Here is a 19,642-nt window from a genome sequence, read left to right as displayed (position 1 = left end):
ATCGATAGTGCGATGATTTTCGAACAACAGCCCAATAACCCATTCCAGATCCAGATTTCCTTCAACAAACTGATCGAAAACCTGGAAGAAATTGCACGGTCTGGCGTCGACTATCGCGTACAATATGCCGAAGGACTCATCAGGGCCGTCAATGAAGTGCCTGAACTGCGTACCGGCATCACCGATGTCAATCAGATCGAGCAGCACAAGACGCTGATCCGTTACCTGCTTTCCGATTTGTTCCCGACTGCGTTGACGCGCAATGAAATCAAGGCGGTCACGATTCCGTTCAACAACATCACTTTCAATTATTCCGAACGTTTCCAGCACATCCTCAACAACGCGGGGCCCGATTTCGACATGGTCATCCGTGATTTCGACGACGACCAGTTCTACATCATGAGTTGTTGCTTGATCCTCAATGTGTATTACGGTTATAAATTCGATTTCAGTCGCCCGTTCCTGTATGACATTCCCGATGAGGAAGGCATCATGAAGCACTACCGCATTTTGTACAATGGCGATTTTCTCGAGGTTTTGCCTACCGAAAGATCGATTGATATTACCTCAAGCGATGTCGAAGTGTTGATCGAAAACTTCCACGACATCGATTTATGGAAGCAGAAATTCCCGATGCAGAGTTGGATCCTCAAAGGTTTTGGCATCATGTCGTTGTATGACGCGACGACCGAAAGTGCGGTGTCAAACCTCAAGACCACTTTGCTGACCAAACCCGACGATTCGTATTCGCTGTCCGACAGCTTCGAAAAGATTTTCCGTTCGATTTTCCGCATACCGGATTTGCGCATCGGATATACCGCGCTCAATCCCGAGGAAAAGAAATTCGTGGTGTCGCCTTTTTCACGAAATATCGGCAGTTTTATTTTGGGCGATGTGGAGGAATGCAAATGCGAGGACATGGTGTGCAACGATTCGCTCGACATGCTCATCAAGGAGCGCACTTATGTGAGCATCGCCGATGTGCGCAAGTTTGCCAAAGATACCGGGGAGGAGATTTTTGCCCAACACCTGCTCGACCAAAATATCCAGAGTGCGATTTTTGCGCCGGTAATCAAGAACGACAAACTGCTCGGGATTGTAGAGGTCGTTTCGTCCAGAAATAAAGAACTCAACAGCATCAACGCCCAGAAAATGGACATCGTGATGCCATACATCATCGATACGATCGACCGCTATTATTCGGATGTGCAAAACATGGTCGATGCGATGATCCAGAACGAATACACGACAATCCATCCGAGCGTGTACTGGAAATTCCGCGACGAAGCTTTGCTGCACATCAACGATACGCGAGAGACGGTATTCCACGAAATTGTGTTTTCCGATGTGTATCCGCTCTACGGCCAGATTGACATTAAGGGTTCGTCCGAAATGCGAAACACCACGACCAAGGAAGACATCGTGCTACAGGTCAATCTGCTCATCGAGATTTTCGAGGCGATTTTCAGGGCCAAGAAACTGCCGATTTTCGAACAGAAGATATTCGAATTGCAGGATTTGGCAAGTACCATCGAATCGCGCATCAAAGCCGACAGCGAACAGTTGGTGCTCAATTACATCAAGTCCGACATCAACCCGATCCTCAAGAAATACAAGGCAGCGGACGAACATACGAACGACCTGATCCAGACCTATTTCCAGAAACTCGACCTCAATTCGGGGACGATTTACGAATCGCGCAAGAAGTTCGATACGAGTTTGTCGGTCATCAACAAAAAGATGTCGGCCATCCTCGACAAGAAACAACTCGAGGCGCAGTCGTTTTATCCGCATTATTACGAGCGATTCAAGACCGATGGCGTGGAGCACAATTTGTACATCGGCAAATCGATCACGAACCAGTCCGATTTCGACATGCTGTACCTGTACAATTTAAGGTTGTGGCAATTGCAGGTCATGTGCGACATGGAAAACCAATACCACGCGCTTAAAACTACTTTGCCGTACCAGATGGAAGTCACGTCGCTGTTGCTCGTGTTCAACAACCCGATCACGATTCGATTTCGTATGGATGAAAAGCGTTTTGACGTCGACGGTTCCTACAACGCGCGTTATGAGGTCGTCAAGAAGCGTATCGACAAGGCCAACATCAAGGGCACGAAGGAGCGCATTACGCAAAAAGACAAAATCACGATCGTCTACACCCAGCAAAGCGAGGAATACGAATACAAACGCTACATCAGTTTCCTGCAACACAAGGGACGTCTCGGGGAAGAAGTGGAGTTTTTCGACGTCGAAGATTTACAGGGTGTTTCCGGACTCAAGGGCATCCGTGTACAGGTCATTTTTGATGAAGCCTTCGACCCGAAAGTGTACAGCTACCAAGAACTCCTCAAAGAAATCGAGCATTAAGCCGTTACCGAACGGAACGCCAGCACAAACGCAATTACCGAAACAATGATTCCGGTCATGAACACGTTGTATGTGATGCGCAGCATTTTGTATTTGCGGTTGAGCACGATGCCAAGGTAATACAAATCCTTGATCATCGAATCGTACAAATATTCTTTATCCTTCATCATTTCGTTCATCGCCCAGACGTATTCGTCCACAGGCATTTTGTAGAAATTGCCAAAGAACAATAAGTTGATGCCTTTTTCGCCAATTTCCTTGCGCGTAAACGAACCGCGCGTCACTTTGGGTTTGGTCGAAAGGATGGCAAAAATAATCGAAACGACGCTGAACATGATCATGATAAACGTAGGGATGACCAGATGGATGTTGCCCGGGCTGTCGAGTTTCGGGATTAAGGTCGAGAGCGCGATCGAGATGATGATCGCATTGACCGAAAGCAGGATGTTGGCCTTGCTGTCGGCGATCTGGCTCAGTTGTGTATGGTTGTTGAGTGTGACGCGGAACATGGTTTCGATGCCGCGTTCGGGCGTGTCTGCCTTGTCCGCTTTTTTCTTTTTCCCGGCATTTTTGATCGCGTCGGCTTCAAGCAACTTGATCTGTTCCTGGATCAAACCAATGTTCTTGTCCTTGAGCGGCTGCCATTTGCGCTTGGCGTAATCGGTGTAATAGCGATGTGAATTGGCGAGCATGTTGCGGTTTTCGACGGCCCATTCCAAATCGGTGTAGTTTTTTCCGGAAATCTGTCGCCATTCTTCGCGCAGCAATTCACAGATGGACAGATAGCTTTCTTCGGCAAAATGGCTCGTATCGGCATCGCGGATGATCGATTCTGCCTTCGAGTTTGGCGCCTTGCAGAATTCGGTCACACGGATCAAATCCTCGGCCAATGAAAGGGTTTCGGAATCTATCGTTTCCTTTTTTGCAAAATCTTTGAGAAACACCACACTTCTTTCCTCGTGTTTGTCGGAACCTTCGATGTAGCCCGTGTCATGGAACCAGGCAGCCAGCAACAAAGCCGTTTCTTCCAACTTGGTCACATTTTCCTTTTCCATCAATTTGGTCACCGCATTGACTACGCGCAAAGTGTGGTTAAAATTATGGTAAGTATATGCCGGAGAAAGTTTATCTTTGAAGAGGGCAAAAACAGTTTCTTCTGCTTTTTGAATGATATCCATGGTCAAAATTTTATATAGCCAAATTATGAAATTATTTTATGATATGACTGCAAAACTACCCATTACTATCTTAAAATACGTGTTGATTGGTTTGATTTTCCAGTCATGCGCGACCAATTATTCGCAATTCGGAAGCAAAAAACCGTCTATCGTTTCGGATGACTTTGACAATCTCAAAACGCATTCGCACAGTTTTTACCTCATTGGCGACGCCGGGAATGCAAACGAGGAAAACGCCAAAAAATTGTTTGCGATGCTCGAACAGCGTTTGGCCAAGGCCGATTCGTCGAGTACGCTCATTTTCCTGGGCGACAACGTATATCCGGCGGGTATGCCCAACAAAGGCAGCTCGTTTAGGAAAGAAGCCGAAGAAAAGCTCAACCTCCAGCTCGCCTTGTCCAAGAAATTCAAGGGCAAAACGATTTTCATCCCTGGAAACCACGACTGGTACAACGGGGCCGAAGGCTTGAAGGAACAGGAAAAATACGTCAACGATTACCTCAAGAAAAAGAAATCATTCCTGCCCAGAAAGAATTGCGGTATCGACCATGTCGACATCAACGACGACGTGGCGCTGATTGTCATCGACAGCGAATGGTACCTCGAGGACTGGGACGACCACCCGACGATTAACGAAGATTGCGACATCAAGACGCGCGAGGCTTTTTTCCTCGAACTTGAAAGCGAGATCAACAAAAACCAGAAAAAAACCACCATCATCGCGATGCACCATCCGCTCATGAGCAGCGGGCCGCACGGAGGGCAATATTCGCTCGAAAAACAGATCTTTCCGTTCAAGAAAAAGATTCCGTTGCCCGTGATTGGAACCATTGTCAATGTGTTGCGCAAAACTACCGGGGTGAGTCCGCAGGATTTGCAGAACCGCAAGTACAATGCATTCATCAAACGCGTCAAGACGCTGATCCAGGACAAGAGCAATGTGATTGTGGTTTCGGGGCACGAACACAATTTGCAGTACATCGACAACGAGAACATCAAGCAGGTCGTGAGTGGTTCGGGCTCGAAAATGGAAGCGGCGCGTGCCATCAACCCCAATGATTTTTCTTTCGGACGAAACGGGTATGCGGTGCTCGATGTGCTCAAAAGCGGCGCCTCGAAAGTGTCGTTTTACGGCATAGACTCCAAAGGCCAGGAAGGGTTGCTGTTCAAGGCCCAGCCTTTGTTTGCGCGTCCGGTACCAAACCTCAAAAGTTTCCCGAATAAGTTTGCGGCCTCAAAAGACACCGCCATTTACACCGCCAAAATGACGACCAAAGGCGCGGCCTACCGTTTCCTTTGGGGCAACCATTACCGCCGTTATTACAGCATGCCGATCCGTGCCAAGGTGGTGAGCCTCGATACAATTTACGGCGGGCTCAAACCGACAATCGCGGGCGGCGGCCACCAATCGTTGTCGTTGCGTCTCGCGGATAAGAATGGTAAGGAATACGTGATGCGCGCGCTCAAGAAAAGTGCGACGCGTTTCATCCAATCGGTCGATGCATTCAAGGACCAGTCGGTCGAAAAGGCATTCCGCGACACCTATGCCGAGAATTTCATCATGGATTTTTACACGACCTCGCATCCGTATACGCCGTTTGTCGTGGGTAAATTGGCCGATAAGGTGGGCGTCAACCACACCAACCCGATGTTGTATTACATCCCCAAACAGAATACGCTCGGTTTGTTCAACGAGGATTTCGGAAACGAATTGTACCTCGTCGAAGAACGCCCGACGGACGACTGGAAAGATTTGCCAAGTTTTGGCAAACCGCAAAAAATTGTCGGTACCGATGATGTATTGGCCAACCTCAATGCCGATGAAAAATACGAAGTAGACGAGCAGACCTACATTCGCGCACGCATGTTCGACATGCTCATCGGCGATTGGGACCGCCACCAGGACCAATGGCGTTGGAGCGAATACAAGGAAAATGGCAAGGTCATTTACCGCCCGATTCCGCGTGACCGCGACCAGGCTTTTACCAAATACGATGGGAATTTGTTGTTGTTGCTCATGAAAATGCCGCCGTTGCGCCACATGAAGAAATTCAACGCCGACCTCAAGAACGTCAAATGGTTCAACAAGGCGGCGCACAACCTGGATCTGGCGTTTGTGACCAAGGCCGAGGAAAAGGATTGGGTCAAGCAGGCCCAATACATCGTCGATAATTTATCGGATGACGCCATCGACAAGGCGTTCGAGAGTCTGCCAAAGGAAGTCAAGGACAAAACCGTCGACAAGATCAAGTCGCAGCTCAAGACCCGCAAAACGCACCTGACGCGTTATGCCCGCGAATACTATAAAATCATGATGAAAACGGTGCTGCTGGCCGGAACCGAAAAGAAAGATAAATTTGTAGTGACGCGTATCGGCGATGCCACACAGGTTCAGGTTTACCGTATGAAAAAGGAAGGCGAGGAGCTCATCCACGACCGTACCTACCATTGTCCGCAAACCAAGGAGATTTGGCTGTACGGGCTCAACGATGAGGACTTTTTTGAAGTCAAGGGCAGCGGAAGCAAGAAGATCAAGATCCGTTTGATGGGCGGACAGGACAACGATACGTACTATGTTTCATCGGGCCAGAAAGTCAATATTTACGATTTCAAATCCAAGACCAATACCATCAACAACCCGGGTCATGCCAAGGAAATGTTGTCCGACAAATACGAAATCAACAACTACGATTACAAGAAGCCGGCCTACAACGTTTTTGCCGGTTATCCTTTGATCGGTGCCAACCCTGACGATGGCATGAAGGTGGGCGGCATCATCAATTATACCGTCAATGACTTCAACCGCTTCCCGTATTCACAAAAACATACGTTCCGCGGCAATTATTATTTTGCGACCAATGGTTTCGAATTGGCCTACAAAGGCACGTTCCCACACGTGATCGGCAAATGGAATTTCATTGTCGATGCATTGTATACGAGCCCGAATTTCAGCGTCAATTATTTCGGCATGGGCAACGAAACCCCGAACGACGACAAAGACCGCGGCAAGGATTACAACCGCGTCAAGGTGCGTACGCTCAGGGTCACGCCGGCCGCGCAATGGATTGGCGAAATCGGCGGATCGTTTACGACCAAATTGTCGTTCGAGCGCATGCAGATCGACAATACGCCTTGGCGTTACGTGACTTCGGGCGTGGTCAACCCCGATGTGTTTGATTACAAGATGTTTGCCGATGTCAACGCCGAATACAGTTTCGAGAATTACGACAACGTTTCAAATCCAACGCTGGGCATCACCTTCTCGATGCTCGGCGGATTCAAGATGAACGTCGAGGAAACCGAAAGAAGGTTCCCGTATGCCGAGGCGGCACTCGGGTTCAATTACCGCATTTCTTCGGATGGTACTTTGGTACTGGCGACAATCGCACGTGGCAAGGCATTGTTTGACGACCAATACGAATTCTATCAAGCGCCAACGGTGGGCGGCGATATGGATTTGCGTGGGTTCCGCAACCAGCGTTTTTCAGGCAAGCATACCTTTTACCAAAGCACCGATTTGCGCTACAACCTGGGCAAGCTCAAGAATGGTTTCGTGCCGATGAGCTATGGATTTTTCGGCGGGTTTGATTACGGACGCGTGTGGCTCGAGGATGATTTCTCCGACAAATGGCACCAGTCGGTCGGTGGTGGTCTATGGCTCAACGGCGTCAACCTGATCACGGCCAAGCTGTCTTATTTCCAATCGAGCGATGGCGGCCGATTGTCTTTCGGTCTCGGATTCGGGTTCTAGGCTATTTGCTAAGGTCGAGTGCATAAAGGTTCCCGCCATTGTTTTTCTTTCTTTCGTCGCTGATGAGCAGTTTGTTGTTGCCCGAAAAGCACATCCCTTCTTTTTGGGAAAAGTGGTCGAGGTCGATCTGGCGCACCGTACCGCCAAAGAAATTGTTCCCTTTGAAATGGGTGAAAACCCACACATGGCCCGAAGAAAGCAAGGCGACTTTTTTACCGTCCGGGCTCATGTCGGCACTCGTTACGGCACAATTGTTAAAGCTGCCGCAGGTCGTAAATTTGCCGATGCGTTTGGCGGCGTGGTTTCCGGCCTTGTTCGGGACGAGATAAAGCACGGTTTCCCCATTGAATTTGGAACTGCGGTTTTTGGTAAACAGGTAGAAATTATTTTGGTGGATGAAGAACGATTCGACATCGTACACCATTTCTGATTTCTTCGGCGGGAAAGACTTTTGTTCGGGGAAATAAAACTGGATTTTGGCCGAAGCCGCTACCTGGTTGTTCTTGAGCTGGCCGGCATCGACTTTGTAAATGGCCAAATCTTTCCTTTCATTGTCGTTGTTCCCAAAATCGCCGATGTATAGGTTTCCTTGTTCGTCCGACGAAATGTCCTCCCAATCGTTGTTCTTGGCATTGGTGATCGTAACGGTATGGCTAATGTTGCCCTTGCCGTCGAGTGCATAGATTTCGGCTGGATTGCCGCTGTCCTGCAAGGTCCAGATGACTTTTGATTTCGGGCTGATTTCGATGCCCGAATTTTCCTTAAGCTGTTTTGGGAACGAAAAAACCTTGTGGAGCACATCGCTTTCTTCGCAGGAGAACAAAAGCACGGGGAGCAGGAGGTAGTGTAAATTGAGCATGATTGTTGGATTTTCTGAGAATCTGACATTCCGAAAACCAAAATTAGCGAACCTTGAACAAATCCTAAAACGGCACGCGCTTTTTTCACAAACTATTAGCAGAATACTAACAGTCGGCGCGTTTTGGCGTTCGTAAATTTGGGTATAAATCCTGCTAAAAAACCAAATATTATGATTGCAACGATCCAGAATTTACCCAGCAATATGGTCGGATTTCGCGCCTCGGGCGAAGTGACCAAGGACGATTTTGAACCCGTGATGGCAGCGGTCGAAAATCTCGTCCAACGCACCGACAAACTCAATTATTTGTTGGTGCTCGACAACGCTCCCCAAGATTTTACCGCCGGAGCCTGGCTGCAGGACGGGCTTTTGGGCATCAAGAACATTACCAAATGGAACCGTGCGGCGATCGTGACCGATTCCGAGGAAGTGATCCAATTCACCGATGTGTTCAGTAAACTGATGCCGGGTGAATTCCGCGGTTTCCATAAAGATGAGTTGCAGCATGCGATCGATTGGACTTCCGAGAAAACCATCTAAAGCCAAAGCCATGTCAACACTCAAAAATTTATCCGACCAAAAAGCCATCGACAAACTCAAGGAAATTGCCGAAGCGGTAGGCATCTGTCTGTTTGCGACCGAATTGACCCAGTTGCCGATCCACTCGCGCCCGATGGGCCTCAGCGAAGTGGATGCGAGCGGCAATCTGTGGTTCATCAGTTCGCGCAGCAGCAACAAGAATTTTGAAATCGAAAAAGACAACCGCGTGCAACTGTTTTTTTCGAAAGCAGCCGACAACCATTTCCTGTCGGTTTACGGAACGGCCGAAATTTATACCGACCCGCAAAAAATAGAAGCGTTGTGGCAACCGTTGGCCAAGGCTTTTTTCGAGGAAGGCAAGAATGATCCCGAGGTGACCGCGATCTGCGTCAAACCCGAAGAAGCCTACTATTGGGAATCCAAAAACGGCAAGCTGGTGTCGCTGCTCAAGATCGGCGTGGCGGCCTTGACCGGCATTTATTCGGATGGCAGCCGCGAGGGCAACATTCATGTCTAGCCTATAATTGTATAAGCAAATAACCGTTTGATGTAACGCTTTTGAAAGAGATTGGCAGTAAATTAATAGACTCATTCAATTTACTCCGCCATGAAAAAAACCTTACGAAAATCGCTGCGTCGGCAAAAACGCAGCCTCGAAAACCTAAGTGAAATGCTTACCGGAATCGATTACGATAAAATCCGGCTGCAACAAAAACAATATTTACACAATCTGTTGGCTACCAATCGCATCCTGCTCCAGGAGTTCAGTGTAGACAGCATCATTCTTTTTTGACCATGGAACATATTGATCGAAACCAGTCCAACCGTCGCCACACTGACGACGCCGAAAATTACGACAGCCAAGGCTATGCCGATGACACCAAGTACACTTCACCCGACAAATACCTTGCGCTCGAACAACACGGCGTGAGCTATACCGGCGGCGAACATCCCGAAAGCAATTCCGATTATTTTGAAATCTCGAACGAAGAAGGTTCCGAAAAATGGAGACCGGCAGGAAGGAACAGCCACAATGCCAGGGCGTTCAACCAGGACGATTACATCCTCAAGGACAACCTCGATCTCGATGAAGACCAGAACCATTCGATTTCGGCCGATGAAGCCGAAGATCTGAATACGCTCGAAGACCGATAAAGTAAAAAGTAAAAGCCGTCTCGTTCCCACAAGGCGGCTTTTGTATTACCCTAAGTTCAAGTAAAGTAATTATTTTAACTGGCGGCGTCGAAATAAATCGACGACAGCCTGATTTCATTGAGTCGGGAGAAAGCGTTTTGTTCTTCCTTGATGGCCAACGCCAAGAATTCGGCGGCCAGGTCTTCGCCCAGTTTCACGGCCATTGCATGCAATTTGCCGTAAGTGGAAACCTCATGCTGCATCAATTGCTGCGCAAAGGTGATGATGGCGCTGTCGCGGAAATAGCCCGAATCGATCAGTTCTACATTTTCATGCAGGGCCATTATTTTTTCCCGATCTTCACAACGGTGCCCGGTAGCGCGTTCCCCGATGGCATCGAAAACGTGGATGAGCCGGATGATCTGGTTTTCGGTCACGGCCAGGTGTGCGAGAATGGCAGTGGTGAGTTCGTAGGAGGTGGCCAATTTTGACAAGGTAGGTAGTGATTCGGCCAATGTCCTTTCGCACCAGTACATTTGTCGCAATTGTTCTTCGAAATCGGCCCTGGTGCTTTCGGCCGACTTCCATTTTTCAGTTTTTGGGGCGGGTTTTCTTTCAGCGGTAAATAATCGTTTCATAGCTTTCCCATTTGTGTATATGCAAATGTTCAAAATCAGACTTACTTCTTTCTTACACAATCTTTTCCAAACTTTATATTATTCACATAGTTGTATAGACAATAAAAAACCACCGTGGTGGGCGGTGGTCTTTTAAGGCAATAGTTGGTTGTTGTAGTGTGTTTAGTATTTGATGATTTTAAAAGTTTGGGTGGCAGTTCCCGAAACGGCCTTCACGAGGTAATTCCCCGATGGCAAAGCCGACAAGTTTATACTGGCCGTAGCCGAATTCGTGTTTTTCGAAAACACTTCCTGACCCAGCACATTGTACACTGAAATCTTTTCGATCACTGCATCATTCGAGACCGTCAAGACCTCTTTGACCGGATTCGGGAAATGGCGCCAGTTGTTTTTGGAAAAACCGGTCGTTGCCAAGGCTTCGGAAACCGTAAGCGTATAATCTTCCACTTGACCGTAACCTGAACCGGGCGCGCAAGGGGCCTCGGCATAAGCATCGTAGGTTTTGACGATGCGCATCGTCGTGTTCCCGATTACCGCATCGGCGGGTACGGCTATCGACCCGATGGCTTGCTGGCCGTCGACACCGGTCGATTCGGTCACGCTGCCCAATTCGTAACGTTCGTTTGCACCACCAAAATCGCCGTCCTTGTTCCAATCGATGTAGGCGGTAAAGAAATCCATGTAAGGGCCGCCCGTGAATCCTTCCATCGCGGTGGCATAATCGGATTCGCGGTTTACGTTCCCGATCACATCGGTGAAATCCTCGAAGTTCTCCACGCTGTCTACCGCAGAGCTGTGGTCGATACCGGCCACGACCACACGCGTTATCGGCTCTATTGTACCGAAGGCTTCTGGCGAACAATATTGATCGGTAACGATTACATTGAATGTGCAGACATTGAGTACGGTGCCGTTTTCATCGACGAGCTGGTGTACGACTTCGGTCGTCCCGAAAGGAAATTCGGAACCCGAAGCCAATCCAGAAACCAAAACCAGCGAAGTGTTCGGATTCGAGTTGCAGTTCACATTCAGTTCATAATCGACAACCTTTGGCCCGTTCAAACTCACCGCCACGACATCCTGCGGACAAATGATGTAACAGCTACTCATGAGCAAGTCGTCGAAATTCACTGCCCATCCCGTGGCAAAGAAAAAGAACGAATTGTCCCAGCCGCACACATAATTCCCGTCAGGAGATATGGCGATGGCGGTACCCAATTTTCCGTCGAAAGTCGTCACCTCTATGCCGTGCGCACTCAGGATTTCCTTGATGAATATCGGTTGTGCGCCCAGATTTGGATGGTAGACGATCGCATCGCGGATCGGTCCATCCGGTGTCCAGATCTGCGCATAACCCACAGCCACACCCGTATCGGAAACGCTTGTGAAAGTGGCCGTCTCGTAAGGCGACGGTACTTGGAATTCGGTGTAGGTGTTGGCGGTTTGGTCGTACATAAACGGGACGCCCAAACGGTCGCCGACCATGACATTGTTGTTGTTGATGGCGCTGATCTGTCCTTCCGATTCGGGTTGGCCCGGTGGCAAAGAAGTCAACACCGAACCCGTGGTCATGTAGGCCGGAACCCGCAGCGTGCCCTCGGGCTGCGGATCGTACCAACCGCCCAAAATCCCATTGTTGTTGACGGTATAACCCGCGCCGTATTCATTGGCCGGATCGGCGATGCGTTCCAGTATGCCTGTTGTGGTGTTGTATAGAAAAGCCTGGTAGTCGCAGCAGTCGGGTGACATCTGCCCGGCGATGTAGGTGCCATTTTCGGAAATCTGTCCAAAGGAGAAGGCCGCATCGGTGGTCACATTCGGGAAATAGCCCATCGGGTGCCATATGCCGTCTTTCTTGTAGGCCGGCTGTGTCATGTCTTGCCCGTTGAACGAATACGGCATCGTACCGATCAGGTCGCCGTTGTTGTTGATGCCCGAAAGTCCATACACTTCGGCGTCGGCGGGTGTGGTGGTATCCGATTGGAAATCATAGACACCGCCATTTTGTGTTGCCTGCCCCGAATCATTGATGTCGGTCAGGGCCTGTCCGAAACCTTCGAGCTGGCGATAGGCCACCTGGGCGAAATGGGTTTGGCACCAAAGCAGCAAGACCAAAAAAGCAGACGCTTTTGAAAAGTAAGAAGTGTTGTTTTTTTTCATGGAAGTCGTTTTTAAATCAGCCGCAATGTAGGGGGAAATGGGACCGATTAAAAACGAATGCCTTTGCTATTTCGCGAAATTTGAAAGCAAAAAATAAAATTAAACGATTGTATTGCAGGGTGTTGTGGTTATTTTTCTCCTTCCGTTTCCAAAGCGGGTTTCGGATTGTTCTGCTGCAACTCTTTGATGGCTTTTTGCAGCAAAGCCACTTTTTTGCGTCCCTTTTTTTCAAAAAAGACAAATCCTACCACCGCTCCGAAAGCCAGAACAATCAGTGCTAAAATGGCCAAAATATACCAAGACTTGATTTGGGCGAGCTTGCCATTTTGGGTCTTTTGCTGTTCGTCGAGCGAATCGCTGACCGATTGTCGTTCGGAAATCTTGATTTGCTGCTGGGTGTCAAGGTAGCGCTGCTGGTACTTTTGGTAACTGGCCCATTGGTTGACCGCTAGATAATTCTCCGAAAGCCCTTTGTAGATGCCTTGGTTGAGCACCAAATCGCCCACATCGGTAGAGATGGCTTCGGCTTCGGTGAGCTGACCAATCGCTTCGTTGTATTTGCCTTCGAGCGTCAACACTTCGGCCAGACCTTTCTGGGCAAAGGCCAACAAACTCTTGGCATGGACACTTTTGGCAAAGGCGATGGACTGCGAGAAACTGTTCTTGGCCGCGGCATCATCCGACAGTTGGATGTAACAATTGCCTTTGTTGTAGGTGACGATGCTCAAGTTGGCATGCGTCATCGGGCTCTTGACCCGGGCGTATTGCGCGATGCTTTTGTCGAAATAAGAAATGGCGATGTCGCAATTGAGCTGGTCCTTGTAAATGAATCCGCGGATGGCATTGCAGTTGCCCAGCAAAAACCGGATCGAATCCTGGTGTGGATACGTCAAGCTGATGCGTTCGGCCTCGTCGAGGTTTTCAATGGCCTTGTCGTAAATCTTGAGCTGCTGGCATTGGGTCGCAGTTTTGGTCAGGATCTTGATTTGGATGACCCTGTTGTCGGTTTGCTGCGCCAATTTCTTGGCCTGCGTGGCATAATGCAGCGATTGTTGGTAATCGCGTTTGGACGAATACGCATCCGAAATCATGATCAGCGCATGGATTTGCTGCAACACGTCGCCCTTGGATTTTTGGTAAATCTGTTGGCCGATCCTGATCGAGACATCGGGATGTTCGTACACTTCGAGCGTACCGATTTTGTAAAGGCTGTCGATTTCCTTTTTGGTTTGCGCGACCAATGATACCGGGATCAAAATTCCGAAGACCAAAAGGGCGATATGAAAAAAACGGCAACGCATCAGGCGGAAGTGGTTTTACGGTTGGCGGCTTCTTCCTTGAGGAAATCGATGAAAGAGGTCGGCGCGATACCGGTAATCGATTTGAAAACCGTCGCAAAACTGCTGTGCGACGAGAAACCGCTTTCCTCGGCCAGGTAACTGATCTTGTAATTGAGGTAGGTCGGCTCCGATTTCATCTTCTCGATGATGTAATTGATGCGCAACTTGTTGATGTAGGTGTTGAAATTGTCGTGGTAGTGTTTGTTGATGATCTCCGACAGGTATTTGGTATTGGTGTCGAGTTGCGCGGCCAGCATGGCCAATGACATTTCCTTTTGCGTGAATTTGGACGTGGCCTCGAATTTCTTGAGTTTCGACAGGATGGTTTGTTCGGTTTCGGCCGGGATGATGAGGTTTTTCGAATCTTTCTTGACCGATGGCTGGATCACCGCACGCCTGCCATTTTCCAAATATTGGACAATTTCCTGATAGCGTCTTTGCTTGGATTGGCTGCGCCACAATTGAAGGATACCAAAAAACAAAATGAGTACAAAACAGGCCAATACCGCATAAAAAATGTTGGCAAAACGGTTCGCTTCTGCAGCCATGCGCTTTTCCTGTTCCTTTGAAATGAGATTGAATGCCGTATTGGTCGCGTCATTTTCACTGTTCTCGATTGCGCTGCCCAACTGGAGGAATTGTTGGTTGAAGCGGTGGTATTGCGTACGGTTGTCGACCGCAAGGTAATTGATGGCGAGTTGCTTGTTGATGTCGCGCCGCAATTTCGGATGCTGCAATTTTTTTGCCATCGCAAGCGCCTCGAGCAGCAGTGCGATTGCCTTTGGGTGCTGTTTTTGCTGAAAATACACCTGCGCAGATGCTTCCAAGACCTGTGCCCGTTGCAACAGGTTTCGCGAATCGTATTGCCTGAGTTGTGCCAACGCTTTCGAAAAATAATGGTGCGCAGAATCATTTTGCGCCATTGCGGTAAATATTTTCCCTTTGCTGAGATCGCGTTCGATTTCCATTTTTGTGCGTTCGCTTTCGCCAACGTTGGGCAATTCGGGTTGGATGCCGTCGAGCAAACGCAATCCTTTTTGCGGATTTTTTTGCTCAAAATCAGCCTGCGCCAAGGCCCAATGAATGGCCGCCTCGCTTTTGATCGTCTCACTGGCCTGCAATCCGGCCAAAGATTGCGCCATCGCCAGAAATTGCCGGGCCTGTTTGTCCAACTGCAAATCCTGTAAAATTCCAGAAAGAAACAGCAAAATCCGTACGGTCTTGATTTCGTTGCACGCTGCTTCCGATTCGTGTTTGGCACGAAAGCCCAATTGCAAGGCTTGGTTGCTGTTGCCACTAGCAAGGTAGCTTTGTGCCAGCAGGAAGTTGGCATCGGTACGTTCTGCTTCGGAATCGGCTATTTTTAGAAGATGGTGCCCGATTTTGAGCGCCTGCGCCGGATTTTCCCAAACCAACTGTTGTCCCTGCTCGAGCAATCCAGTCGTACTGCTCTGTTGCATTTGCGCCAAAGCACCGTAGCCGGTCAACAGCAACATTATGGAAATGAGGACACGCATGTCGGGGAGTTTGTGGTTCACACAAATGTATGTTTTTTATCGATTGCAGAAATGGAAAAGCTATAAAGGAATAGTGGAATTCTCGCAACGATTTTCCAAAATTGGTCTTTAACTTTAAAAAACAAAAATCATTCCCTTGAAAACCTACGATGTCATCATTGTCGGCGGCAGCCACGCCGGACTTTCGGCTGCTTTGTGTTTGGGCCGTTCACTGCGCCAGACGCTGGTCATTGACAGTGGAAATCCGTGCAACCAATCATCGCCGCAGGTGCACAATCTGCTGATCCAGGATGGTGAAATACCCCATTCCATCTTGGAAAAATCCAAAAGACAAGTGCTGGGTTATCCCACGGTTGCTTTTTGGGAAGATGTGGTAATTTCTGCCGAGAAAGGCGATGGTTTTTTTGCCGTCGGGACCCAGACCGGCAAAACATTCCGTTCCCAAAAACTGCTTTTCGCGACGGGGTTGACCGACATCATGCCCGACATTCCGGGATTTTCCGAATGCTGGGGCCAATCGGTTTTGCATTGCCCGTATTGTCACGGATATGAAGCCAAAGGCACAAAGACGGGTATTTTGGGCAATGGCGGCCTGGCTTACGAAATGGCCAAATCGGTGCGCCAATGGACCAATGATTTGGTCATTTTTACCAATGGCCGGCCGGTTTTCTCCGAATCGGAAATCGAAAAGTTCAAATTGAAAAACATCGCGATTATCGATTCTGAAATCAAAAGTATCGAACAGACGGATGGATGGGTCGAAAACCTGGTTTTCAAGGACGGAAAGCGTCATGAAATCCACACGCTCTACGCGCATCCGCATACCAAACAGCAATGCAACCTGATGGCCTTCTTTGGCTGCAAGACCAACAGCCATGGCTGTGTCGAAACCGATGTGTTCCAAAGGACAAACATTCCCGGGATCTACGCGGCTGGGGATTGCTCAAGCGTCGGACGGGCAGTCTCGGTCGCCATCGCGGCCGGAACCGTAGCGGGAATGTTCATCAACAAAGAAATGATAGAAGAAGCGTTCTAGCAGCAGCATTGCAACAACAGCAACAGCAGCAATGAACAATATTTGAGTACGGTTTGCATCAGTTCTGGGAAATGATTTTAAAGGTTTGTACGGCATCGGCTGTGGCGGCTTTGACCAGATAGAAACCGGGGCCGGGCACTTCGAAATCGGCAAGCGTTCCGACATCTTTTAAAGACTTCACACATTTGCCCGAAAGGTCATAGATGGAAATTTCGGTAACGGGGTCGCTGCCCTTGATCCAAAAGATACCGTCTTTTCGAAGGATTGGGATAAACCACCAAAGTATTTTGCTCCCGTTCGGGATGCCCGGTTCCCAAATGATTGCCTTTGTAATACAATCCCAGGTTGCTGCCCGCAAAAAGCGTGTTCCCGAATTCGCGCATCGCATAGGTGTAAAACGGCAATACTTCGGGGTCGGTGGCCCAACTGCTTTGGCTCGGTGCGTTGAGCGGTCTTTTTCGAAGAAAGGTCAGGTTGTCGTCACCGGTGAAAACGGTCGTCAGGGCATAAAGTGTTTGCTCGCCGGCATACAGGTAGCGGTTGTGCCCGTTTTGCAGCCCGACTTGGTCGTGCGTCCAATTGGCACCCGAATCGTCCGAGCGCAGCACCATATTGAAACGCGAGATGTAAATCGTGTTGCCCACCCGAAGGGCGTCGTCCACTTGCATGCCCGGACTGTAGCCCGCGAAATAATAGTCTTCATCCCAGTTGTGGGTAGCGGTATTCCAACGGTAAAAAGTCCCGTTGCCGCCTGCTGTGGCGATCAGTCCGTTTGGTGCCGAAATCACCTTGCTCACGTTGTTCGAGTAATTCGGCAATCCGTTCGAAAACCAATGGAATTGCCCGTCGCCATTCGAACGCAACACACCGGAACCTTCCGTTGAAGCATACAGGATGTTGTCTTTTTCGACGAACGAAGTGATCGGTACATTGTTGAGGTTTTGTGTCCAAGCGCCTTGAAGGTTGTTCATCGGAGCCGAATAAATCCCACGGTTGTAAGTCCCTACATACAATCGGCCACCGAATTGGATCATGCACATCGGGTCGAGCGTGAGGGCTGACATCGTGACCTGAGACCAATTGACGCCGTTGTCGTTGCTGTAATAAAGTGTGCTGCGGTGTGCGGCATATAAAGTGCCGTCGATGACTTCGAGCGCGCTGAAATCGGAATGCGGCAATTTGTCGATGCGCGTCCACTGTTGGGCATTGGTTTCGGTGTAAACGGTGACCGACAATACCCAGGCCAATAAAAAGTGAATTGTTTTCATGGTGATTTGATTTAATGGTTTGCATCCTGGAGATGCGTGATTGATGATTGAAACTCGGGACAAAGCTAAACCGACGCTTTCGCAATCCAATGGGCCGATGTAATGAAAGGGAATTTTTTGGCCACCAACGATTTAGAAATCGGTTTCGCGGTTTCATACGGCAGCAAGTCCATTCGTGACAGGATTTTGCACCTTCGTTACAAATCAGGACAACCCATAAGAAATACAATGATAGGTTTGCCTTAAGTTTCAATCATCACCATCATCATCATCATGAGAAAGTTAATCACCACTTCAATCTTATTCATCTTGGCCACCCTAGCGTACGCCCAGCAAGGAACTTTGGATGTCAGTTTCAGTACCGACGGCAAACTGGCGACCTTGCTGACCACCGGCAATTGTGCCGCCCGAAGCGTTGCCGTACAACCCGATGCCAAGATCATCGCGGCGGGTTATGCCCGTAACACCAATACGAGCAACGATTTTTCGCTGATGCGGTTCAATACCGACGGTACGCCCGATACGAATTTCAACGCCACCGGAAAAGCCTTTGTCGATTTTGGCGGACTCGACGATTTGTGCACCGGAATCGGTCTTCAGTCGAACGGTAAAATCATCGCCGGCGGATTCATCGATACCAGCAACGGTTTTGGTTTCGGGTTGACGCGGCTCAACGTAGACGGAACTTTGGATACTACTTTCGGTACCAATGGCAAGACCGTCATCGAACCCGGTATTACCAGTTTTTGCAGCGCATTGGCCATCCAATCGGACGACAAGATCCTATTGGCCGGGCACACGCTTTCGCCGTTTACCCAAAACAACGAATTTGTCGTGTCGCGTTTCAACGCCGATGGTTCCATCGACCAGGACTTCGGTACCAATGGTTTTACGAGAACCGCCGTAGGAAGCGGGTCTTCGGTAGCCAACGGCATGACGCTGCAGCCCGACGGCAAGCTTATTCTGGTCGGGCAAACGGCCAATAATGCAACATTGCGCTGGGAAACCGCATTGGTACGCTACAATACCGATGGGTCGCTCGATGGTTTTTTTGGCGACAACGGACAAATCATTACGGCCTTGCCTTTGCTCGATGGCATCCTCGAATCGGCGGCGGTGCAGCCCGATGGGAAAATTGTCGTGGCCGGTTATGCCGGAACCAGCCCGACGAACAACCAATCGTTGCTTTTGCGTTTCCTGAGTGACGGCACGCCCGATTTGGGTTTTGCCAACAATGGCCAATTGGTGACGCTGGCCGGGGCCAACAACAATATGATCCAATCGGTTTTGCTGCAAGGTGAAAATATTGTTGTGGCCGGATCGTCGACGCAGAATGGAGGCGATCGATTTTTGCTGGCCGCTTTCGATTCGGATGGAAATCCCGATACGGCATTTGGGAACAACGGTGCCACGCTGACCCATTTCGCCGACCACGACGGCATCAATGCGATGGCGTTGGCTCCCGATGGCAAATTGGTGACCGCGGGCGTTTCGTACGATAACAATGTTGCGCATTTTGCCTTGGCGCGCTACCACACCAGCACGAGTCTGGGATTGCGTGAAAACCATCCAAGCGATTGGGGGTTGGCCGTATACCCGAACCCATTGCGGCAGGATTCGCGGTTGCGTTTTGTACTCGAGGCGAATCAAACCGTTTCGGCGGATTGGTATGATGCGCTCGGGAGAAAAATGACCAGCGTACTGTCCTGCGAAAACCGATTAAAAGGAACACACGAAAAAACATTGGGCTTTGTCGATGCGCTGCCATCGGGGACTTATTATCTCGTTTTTTCGACGCCTGAAGCAAGCACCACTTTGAAATTGGTCAAGTAACCACAGATTCGACAG

Annotated in this window: 16 protein-coding genes; 8 read left to right on the top strand and 8 right to left on the bottom strand. The window is 49.3% G+C overall.

Annotated features, from left to right (window positions below):
• The first annotated feature begins 12 nt into the window (after positions 1-12).
• Entirely contained in the window at positions 13-2,373 is a 2,361-nt protein-coding gene (locus QM717_RS01230; RefSeq protein WP_415034025.1) for a GAF domain-containing protein, read from the top strand.
• On the opposite strand, the gene QM717_RS01225 is transcribed toward QM717_RS01230, so the two are convergent.
• Entirely contained in the window at positions 2,370-3,551 is a 1,182-nt protein-coding gene (locus QM717_RS01225) for a Pycsar system effector family protein (RefSeq protein WP_415034023.1), read from the bottom strand. The genes QM717_RS01230 and QM717_RS01225 overlap by 4 nt on opposite strands.
• A 43-nt stretch (positions 3,552-3,594) precedes the next feature.
• Between QM717_RS01225 and QM717_RS01220 the strand changes: the two genes are divergently transcribed.
• Positions 3,595-7,302, top strand: a complete 3,708-nt coding sequence (locus QM717_RS01220; RefSeq protein ID WP_415034021.1) for a metallophosphoesterase — start codon at positions 3,595-3,597, stop codon at positions 7,300-7,302.
• Between the two features lies 1 nt (position 7,303).
• On the opposite strand, the gene QM717_RS01215 is transcribed toward QM717_RS01220, so the two are convergent.
• On the bottom strand, positions 7,304-8,161 hold the full coding sequence (locus tag QM717_RS01215) for a hypothetical protein (protein WP_415034019.1): 858 nt from the start codon (positions 8,159-8,161) through the stop codon (positions 7,304-7,306).
• 171 nt (positions 8,162-8,332) lie between these two features.
• Here QM717_RS01215 and QM717_RS01210 point away from each other — a divergent pair, with 171 nt between their 5' ends.
• The 4 genes from QM717_RS01210 (at position 8,333) to QM717_RS01195 (ending at position 9,856) form a co-directional block, all read left to right on the top strand.
• A complete protein-coding gene (locus QM717_RS01210) occupies positions 8,333-8,701 on the top strand; it encodes an STAS/SEC14 domain-containing protein (protein ID WP_415034017.1) in 369 nt (122 codons plus the stop codon).
• Between the two features lie 10 nt (positions 8,702-8,711).
• On the top strand, positions 8,712-9,218 hold the full coding sequence (locus QM717_RS01205; RefSeq protein ID WP_415034015.1) for a pyridoxamine 5'-phosphate oxidase family protein: 507 nt from the start codon (positions 8,712-8,714) through the stop codon (positions 9,216-9,218).
• 90 nt (positions 9,219-9,308) lie between these two features.
• Positions 9,309-9,494 carry a hypothetical protein gene (locus QM717_RS01200; protein ID WP_415034013.1) on the top strand — a complete coding sequence of 62 codons (186 nt, stop codon included), beginning with the start codon at positions 9,309-9,311 and terminating at the stop codon, positions 9,492-9,494.
• A 2-nt stretch (positions 9,495-9,496) separates the two neighbouring features.
• Complete coding sequence (locus QM717_RS01195; RefSeq protein ID WP_415034011.1) at positions 9,497-9,856, top strand: hypothetical protein; 360 nt, start codon at positions 9,497-9,499, stop codon at positions 9,854-9,856.
• A 74-nt stretch (positions 9,857-9,930) separates the two neighbouring features.
• Here the strand turns inward: QM717_RS01195 and QM717_RS01190 are convergent, their stop codons facing one another.
• From QM717_RS01190 to QM717_RS01175, 4 genes are all read right to left on the bottom strand, one after another.
• Complete coding sequence (locus QM717_RS01190) at positions 9,931-10,473, bottom strand: ferritin-like domain-containing protein (protein WP_415034009.1); 543 nt, start codon at positions 10,471-10,473, stop codon at positions 9,931-9,933.
• Between the two features lie 162 nt (positions 10,474-10,635).
• Positions 10,636-12,633 carry a GEVED domain-containing protein gene (locus QM717_RS01185; RefSeq protein WP_415034007.1) on the bottom strand — a complete coding sequence of 666 codons (1,998 nt, stop codon included), beginning with the start codon at positions 12,631-12,633 and terminating at the stop codon, positions 10,636-10,638.
• Positions 12,634-12,761: 128 nt separating this feature from the next.
• Positions 12,762-13,934 carry a tetratricopeptide repeat protein gene (locus QM717_RS01180; protein ID WP_415034005.1) on the bottom strand — a complete coding sequence of 391 codons (1,173 nt, stop codon included), beginning with the start codon at positions 13,932-13,934 and terminating at the stop codon, positions 12,762-12,764.
• Positions 13,934-15,511: a helix-turn-helix domain-containing protein gene (locus QM717_RS01175; protein ID WP_415034003.1), complete on the bottom strand. Its 1,578-nt coding sequence runs from the start codon at positions 15,509-15,511 to the stop codon at positions 13,934-13,936. The genes QM717_RS01180 and QM717_RS01175 overlap by 1 nt, the downstream gene beginning before the upstream one ends.
• 115 nt (positions 15,512-15,626) lie before the next feature.
• On the opposite strand from QM717_RS01175, the gene QM717_RS01170 reads away from it, so the two are divergent.
• Positions 15,627-16,526, top strand: coding sequence for an NAD(P)/FAD-dependent oxidoreductase (locus QM717_RS01170; RefSeq protein WP_415034001.1), 900 nt, complete (start codon positions 15,627-15,629; stop codon positions 16,524-16,526).
• Positions 16,527-16,584: 58 nt separating this feature from the next.
• On the opposite strand, the gene QM717_RS01165 is transcribed toward QM717_RS01170, so the two are convergent.
• Complete coding sequence (locus tag QM717_RS01165) at positions 16,585-16,707, bottom strand: hypothetical protein (RefSeq protein WP_415033999.1); 123 nt, start codon at positions 16,705-16,707, stop codon at positions 16,585-16,587.
• A 16-nt stretch (positions 16,708-16,723) separates the two neighbouring features.
• Positions 16,724-17,794 carry a hypothetical protein gene (locus QM717_RS01160; protein ID WP_415033997.1) on the bottom strand — a complete coding sequence of 357 codons (1,071 nt, stop codon included), beginning with the start codon at positions 17,792-17,794 and terminating at the stop codon, positions 16,724-16,726.
• Positions 17,795-18,067: 273 nt separating this feature from the next.
• On the opposite strand from QM717_RS01160, the gene QM717_RS01155 reads away from it, so the two are divergent.
• Complete coding sequence (locus QM717_RS01155; protein WP_415033995.1) at positions 18,068-19,627, top strand: T9SS type A sorting domain-containing protein; 1,560 nt, start codon at positions 18,068-18,070, stop codon at positions 19,625-19,627.
• The last annotated feature ends 15 nt before the right edge of the window (positions 19,628-19,642 follow it).

The organism is Flavobacterium sp. (genome assembly GCF_047602195.1).
GTDB lineage: Bacteria > Bacteroidota > Bacteroidia > Flavobacteriales > Flavobacteriaceae > Flavobacterium.
The sequence above is the reverse complement of the archived record's forward strand: the minus strand, read 5'-3'. Positions and strand labels throughout refer to the sequence as shown.